The sequence below is a fragment of the Shewanella sp. 10N.286.45.A1 genome (genome assembly GCF_041470405.1).
Classification (GTDB): Bacteria; Pseudomonadota; Gammaproteobacteria; order Enterobacterales; family Shewanellaceae; genus Shewanella.
This window is the reverse complement of sequence record NZ_JBFRMK010000300.1, coordinates 1-6,278: the sequence shown is the minus strand read 5'-3', so window position 1 is coordinate 6,278 and position 6,278 is coordinate 1. Positions and strand designations below refer to the sequence as shown.

Annotated in this window: 6 protein-coding genes; 3 read left to right on the top strand and 3 right to left on the bottom strand. The window is 44.1% G+C overall.

From position 1 onward, the window contains the following. Window positions 1-155: 155 nt before the first annotated feature. From prmC to hemA, 3 genes are read right to left on the bottom strand one after another with little or no spacing between them, the layout of a single operon-like run. Window positions 156-998 carry a peptide chain release factor N(5)-glutamine methyltransferase gene (gene prmC / locus AB4238_RS19530; RefSeq protein WP_372034968.1) on the bottom strand — a complete coding sequence of 281 codons (843 nt, stop codon included), beginning with the start codon at window positions 996-998 and terminating at the stop codon, window positions 156-158. A gap of 50 nt (window positions 999-1,048) precedes the next feature. Then, window positions 1,049-2,134: a peptide chain release factor 1 gene (gene prfA / locus AB4238_RS19525; protein WP_371991881.1), complete on the bottom strand. Its 1,086-nt coding sequence runs from the start codon at window positions 2,132-2,134 to the stop codon at window positions 1,049-1,051. 13 nt (window positions 2,135-2,147) lie between these two features. After that, window positions 2,148-3,398: a glutamyl-tRNA reductase gene (gene hemA / locus AB4238_RS19520; RefSeq protein WP_372034966.1), complete on the bottom strand. Its 1,251-nt coding sequence runs from the start codon at window positions 3,396-3,398 to the stop codon at window positions 2,148-2,150. Between the two features lie 270 nt (window positions 3,399-3,668). Between hemA and lolB the strand changes: the two genes are divergently transcribed. The 3 genes from lolB (at window position 3,669) to AB4238_RS19505 (ending at window position 6,197) form a co-directional block, all read left to right on the top strand. Further along, the gene (lolB, locus tag AB4238_RS19515; protein ID WP_371991885.1) at window positions 3,669-4,334 is read left to right on the top strand and encodes a lipoprotein insertase outer membrane protein LolB; all 666 of its coding nucleotides are present in this window, start codon (window positions 3,669-3,671) and stop codon (window positions 4,332-4,334) included. Next, the gene (gene ispE, locus AB4238_RS19510; protein ID WP_372034963.1) at window positions 4,331-5,185 is read left to right on the top strand and encodes a 4-(cytidine 5'-diphospho)-2-C-methyl-D-erythritol kinase; all 855 of its coding nucleotides are present in this window, start codon (window positions 4,331-4,333) and stop codon (window positions 5,183-5,185) included. The genes lolB and ispE overlap by 4 nt, the downstream gene beginning before the upstream one ends. Before the next feature lie 64 nt (window positions 5,186-5,249). Then, window positions 5,250-6,197, top strand: a complete 948-nt coding sequence (locus tag AB4238_RS19505; protein ID WP_028769213.1) for a ribose-phosphate pyrophosphokinase — start codon at window positions 5,250-5,252, stop codon at window positions 6,195-6,197. The last annotated feature ends 81 nt before the right edge of the window (window positions 6,198-6,278 follow it).

Below are 6,278 nucleotides of genomic sequence, written 5' to 3'. Positions count from 1 at the left end.
TTTAGCTCCACGGCGAGACCGAAGTTTTCCCCGAAGGGTAAAGCCTAGGCCTCAAAGGTACGCTAGAAATAAAAAATGCCAGTCAGCTTAACTGACCGGCATTACACTTATAAAGTGCCTTTTTATCCAGAATCGATTTGCTATCTTTGACTTTGCTATCTAGGCCAGCGACCTATGGTGCAACGATCATTACTGCCAAAATCTCGCACTGTCGCAACGTTTTCATAGCCCAGTTCAATCAATTTTTCTCTCAGCTCAATCGCCTGTTGGTAACCGTGCTCAAGTAACAGATAGCCACCAGGAGCTAAATAATCACGTGCACAGCTGGCAATATGAAACAGATCGGCAAAACCCTTTAACGGCGCGGTGAGCGCACTTTGCGGTTCAAAACGTACATCGCCTTGAGACAGGTGCTCATCTTCTTCATCTATATAAGGCGGGTTAGACACAATTAAATTAAAATCGTAGCACTCTACCGCATCAAACCAATCGCTTTGAAATACGTCAACATGCTCAAGCTTCAAGTTAATGCGATTCTCAATCGCCAGCGCTACCGCCTCTTCGACCTTGTCGATAGCACATACTTGCCACTCACTGCGCTCATGCGCAAGAGACAAAGCTATCGCACCCGTTCCTGTCCCTAAATCCAATACACGAGCATTATCAGCCAAAGGCAGATTAAGTGCGGTTTCTACCAGAATTTCAGTATCAGGCCTTGGGATCAGCGTGGTTGGGTTCACTCTAAACGGCAGCGACCAAAACTCTCTTTCTCCCACAATGTGAGCAATGGGGTTTCCGCGAAGACGTTTGGCAAGCATCTGTTTAAACTCAGAGACTTGCGCGGACTCTAAATCTTTTTCAGGCCAAGTATAAAGGTAACTGCGAGGTTTATTAATGATATGTAGCAGCATCACTTCAGCATCCAGCATAGCCGAATCTGAAATAGCCTCTAACTGAGAAGAGGCCCACTTTAGGGCCCCTGATATAGTCAATTGCAAGGAATGTCCTTATTCAACGAAAACGGCAGCGCATCGCTGCCTAATAACCGTTAACTTTCACCAAGAGCAGCAAGCATATCCGCTTGGGTTTCTTGGATTAGAGGTTCAATCACCACATCGATATCGCCTTCCATAAATTCACCTAAGCGGTATAAGGTAAGGTTTATACGATGCTCGCTCACTCGGCCTTGAGGGAAGTTATAAGTACGGATACGCTCTGAACGGTCACCACTACTGACTAGGTTTCGGCGAGTACTGTCTTCTTCGCTGCGGCGTTTTTCATCTTCAACAGCTTGAATTCGAGCAGAAAGAACACTCATCGCTTGGGCACGGTTTTTATGCTGTGAGCGCTGATCTTGGCACTCAACAACAATACCTGTTGGAATGTGAGTAATACGAATCGCAGAATCGGTTTTGTTGACGTGCTGTCCACCCGCGCCTGATGCGCGGAAAGTATCAACTTTTAAGTCTGCTTTATTGATCTCAATCGCTTCAGCTTCAGGGATTTCTGGTAAAACGATCACTGTACAAGCTGAAGTATGTACTCGGCCTTGAGATTCTGTTTCTGGAACACGTTGCACACGATGCCCGCCAGATTCGAATTTCAGTTTACCGTATACGCCTTCACCACTGATTTTGGCTATCACTTCTTTAAAGCCGCCATGTTCACCTTCGTTGGTGTTCATAACTTCTATTTGCCAGCGGTTGCTTTCAGCATACTTGCTGTACATACGGAATAGATCGCCAGCAAAAATAGCCGCTTCATCACCACCCGCACCAGCGCGAATTTCGATAAAACAGTTATTATCATCATTAGGATCTTTTGGAAGTAGTAGAATTTGTAGCTCAGACTCTAAAGTTTCTATTGTCTCTTTAGCCGCTTTGTACTCTTCTTGAGCCATCTCTTTAAGATCGGCATCATCCTCTTCCATCATCTCTTTAGCAGACTCAAGGTCTTCTTCAGCTTGCTGAAAAGATTTAAAAGCTTTAACAACATCCTCTAGTTGAGAATATTCTTTAGACAAGGCACGAAAACGCTCTTGATCGGCAATAATGCCTGCATCACTTAGTAGCGCCAACACTTCTTCATTACGTTCAAGCAAGCCTTCAAGCTTGCGAATTACACTGTCCTTCATTAAAACGCTAACCTTAGTCTTTATCTAGTCCGAGCACAGTCCTTAATTGTCCAAGTGAATTAAGATCACCTTGGCGACTCGCAGCGGTAAGCGCTTGGGTCGGTGCATGGATCAATTTATTGGTCAGCTTGTTAGCAAGTTCAAGCAACACTTGCTCGCTATTAGCACCTTGGGCCAACTTGTTGACCGCTCGCTCTACCAATTCATCTTTTATCGCCATACTTTGAGTACGATATTCACGGATACTGTCAACCGACTCTAATGAGCGGATCCACTCCATAAACTGATAAGATTGATCGTCTGCAATTAATTCTGCTTGCTCGGCAGCCTCTCTTCGAGAAGCCATATTCTGTTCAATGATGCTTTGCAGGTCATCGACGGTGTATAGAAACGCATCATCCAGATCCGCTACTTCAGCCTCAATATCTCGAGGAACTGCTATATCTACCAACAACATAGGTTGATGACGACGCTGCTTAAGCGCTTTTTCTACCATGCCTTTACCAAGGATCGGTAATGGGCTAGCCGTAGAGGATATCACGATATCGGCCTTAGGGAGAAAATCTGGGATCTGTTCGAGTGTAATCGCGGTTGCGCCAAACTCGTCACACATTGCTTCTGCACGTGAAACTGTTCGGTTTGCCACCACCATTGCTTTAACACCATTATCTTTTAAATGGCGTGCAACTAGCTCAATGGTCTCGCCGGCACCCACGAGTAATACCTGTGTAGTACTCAAGGAGGAGAAGATATGCTTAGCCATGCTGACGGCGGCAAAAGCGACCGATACCGCAGCGGCACCAATCTCAGTTTCCGTTCGAATCTTTTTAGCCACAGAAAAAGTATTCTGAAACAAGCGGTCCATTGTGGTAGCAACGGTGCCCGCTTCTTTAGCTTTCACAAAAGATTGCTTAACCTGGCCTAAGATTTGAGGTTCACCCAAGATCAACGAGTCCAGTCCAGCAGAAACACGCATAAGATGTTTAACTGCCTGCTGATCCTTAAATTGATAAAGACAAGGCTCAACATCAGCATGAGAAAGTTGATGATAATCTTCTAACCATTGGACAACATCAGCTTCTTCACCGTTGTTACAGTAAAGTTCTGTCCGATTACAGGTAGAGATAATGACGGCTTCGCCCGATTGAGTGTGCTTCGCAAGACTCTTCATAGCATCATGAATTTTGTCTGGTGCGAAAGCAACTTTCTCACGTAGGTCGACCGTGGCCGTTTTATGATTTATTCCGATTGCTACAAGGCTCATTTGACTCGTTCTGGACTCTTGGGCATCTTATTTATTGGTGCCATTCTACTGAATTGGCTTTGTTAAAAACAGAATACGCTTAACAAAACCGAATAATAATCTCTGTTCTTACCCATTTTTCCAATTAGCGTCACCTTTTTAACTATTTCTAAATAGATATGACACTCATTGACGACAATAAATATTGTGCAAATGGCTATTTTTTGCATATGGGCATTGGTAAATTTACCAACCCCTCGTATCATAAGGGCTCTTTTATATCAGTAATAGATGAATAATTTGAGCAGCTTCACAAAAAACACTTATGCATGGGTGATATTGAGCTTTATTTTTATTAGCGGTTGCTCAACTACCATACCAGACAACTTAGTTCCCGTCTCTGTTGAGCAGGTCGAACAAGCACAAGCTTGGGAAATGCAAGGCAAACTTGCAGTGCGAACCGCTGATGACAAATTTAGTACTAATTTGTATTGGTTGCACACCCAAACTACTGATGAATTAAAACTAACCACAATGTTAGGCACCACGGTACTGAGCTTATCAAGTACTGACGGCGATACATTATTGGAGCTCGACGGTAAAACCTATACCGATAACAATGCCCAGCGCTTACTTACGCGCATCACTGGTTGGACGATTCCTATCGATGCCTTGCCCTTGTGGATCACTGGACAACTCAGCGAGGGAGATGAAGTGATCAGCCAAGATTCACTTAGCCGTCCTATTCAACTGCTTAATTCAAATCAACTTCCGGCTTGGAAAGTCGACTTTAAAAGTTGGCAAACTCAAAGTGGTGCAGAGTTACCCAGGTTGCTTGACATAAATCGAAGTGATATTCGACTTAAAATCCAAGTCAGTAAATGGCAAGCACTTATTCCAGAAAAACAAGTAACAACTAATCACCCACATTCTACTGCCAATGAGTCTTCTTTATGACAACAGCGCTTTCATTAGGTTGGCCTGCACCAGCTAAACTTAACCTTTTTCTGCATATCAATGGTCGCCGCCAAGATGGTTACCACGAACTGCAAACCCTGTTTCAATTTATCGAATATTGTGATTTCCTCGATTTTAAGGTTACTGATAAACCGAACTTGAGACTGCATTCGAATATGTCAGCAGTTGTCGCTGATAACGATAACTTAATTCTGCAAGCCGCAAAATCCCTACAAGAATATAGTGGTTGTCAGCAAGGTGCAGAGATTTGGCTAGATAAACGTTTACCGATGGGAGGCGGTTTAGGTGGTGGCTCATCTGATGCTGCAACCACTTTGGTCGCACTTAATTCACTCTGGGGGCTAAATCTCCCCTTAACTAAGCTGGCCGAGATAGGGCTAAAACTTGGTGCCGATGTTCCTGTTTTTATTAATGGTTTTTCAGCTTTTGCCGAGGGTGTAGGAGAGCAATTACAACCAGTTTCACCTCCCCAACCTTGGTACCTTGTACTGGTGCCGGATGTACATGTATCAACTGCTGAAATTTTCCAAGATCCGGCATTGCCTCGTAATACCCCAAAGCATACGCTGACCACTTTGATGCAAAACCCTTGGAAAAATGATTGCCAAGAACTGGTTGTAAAACACTCTCCTCAAGTTGCCAAAGCCTTAGCGTGGCTGCTAGAATATGCGCCGTCTAGAATGACCGGAACCGGAGCATGTGTTTTTGGTCAATTCGAACAGGAGCAACAAGCTAGAGATGTCTTGGCAAAACTGCCAGCGTCTATAAGTGGCTTTGTTGCCAAAGGGTCAAATAAATCGCCATTAATGCTGAGATTAGCTCAGTGTTAACTACATCTGGGATACCTTTTAAGTCCCAGCCACTATCATGAAGCATACGCCTGAGGTTCATACAGTGCCTGACATTAAACTTTTTGCCGGTAACGCAACACCTAGTCTCGCTAAGAAGATAGCCGATCGTCTATTTTGTAAACTTGGAGACGCAGAAGTAGGCGTTTTCAGTGACGGCGAAATCAGTGTCCAGATTAATGAAAATGTACGTGGTGCGGATGTATTCATCATTCAATCTACTTGTGCTCCGACTAACGACAACCTAATGGAACTTATCGTTATGGTTGACGCACTTCGTCGTGCTTCTGCTGGTCGTATTACAGCCGTTATCCCTTACTTCGGTTACGCTCGCCAAGACCGTCGTGTTCGTAGTGCTCGTGTACCAATTACTGCAAAAGTAGTTGCTGACTTCCTTTCAAGCGTTGGTGTTGACCGCGTTTTGACTTGTGATTTACACGCAGAGCAGATCCAAGGTTTCTTCGACGTTCCAGTTGATAACGTATTTGGTAGCCCAGTGCTACTTGAAGATATGCTAGCTAAGAACTTAGAAAACCCAGTGGTTGTTTCTCCAGATATCGGTGGCGTTGTACGTGCTCGTGCAGTTGCTAAGCTACTTGATGATTCTGACTTAGCAATCATCGACAAACGTCGCCCACAGGCAAACGTTGCTCAAGTAATGCACATTATTGGCGATGTTCAAGGCCGTGACTGCATCATTGTTGATGACATGATTGATACTGGCGGAACGCTTTGTAAAGCAGCTGAAGCATTAAAAGAACACGGTGCAAACCGCGTATTTGCTTATGCAACTCACCCTGTATTCTCAGGTAATGCAGCGAAGAACATCGCTGAGTCAGTAATCGATGAAGTGATTGTGACTGATACTATTCCATTAAGCCCTGAAATCGCAGCACTTGATAAAGTTTCTCAGCTAACGATGTCTACCGTTATGGCTGAAGCTATTCGTCGCGTAAGCAACGAAGAATCTATTTCAGCAATGTTTAAACACTAAGCTCTATTTGCTTAATTAAGTGTATTAACACTTAATGCTGAAATAAAAACGCACTCAATTGAGTCTAATGCCGATCATTTA

Bases quoted from the DNA above. Each gene is read 5' to 3' on its own strand.
- prfA (WP_371991881.1), bottom strand. From the start codon at position 2,134: ATGAAGGACAGTGTAATTCGCAAGCTTGAAGGCTTGCTTGAACGTAAT.
- hemA (WP_372034966.1), bottom strand. From the start codon at position 3,398: ATGAGCCTTGTAGCAATCGGAATAAATCATAAAACGGCCACGGTCGAC.
- lolB (WP_371991885.1), top strand. From the start codon at position 3,669: ATGAATAATTTGAGCAGCTTCACAAAAAACACTTATGCATGGGTGATA.
- ispE (WP_372034963.1), top strand. From the start codon at position 4,331: ATGACAACAGCGCTTTCATTAGGTTGGCCTGCACCAGCTAAACTTAAC.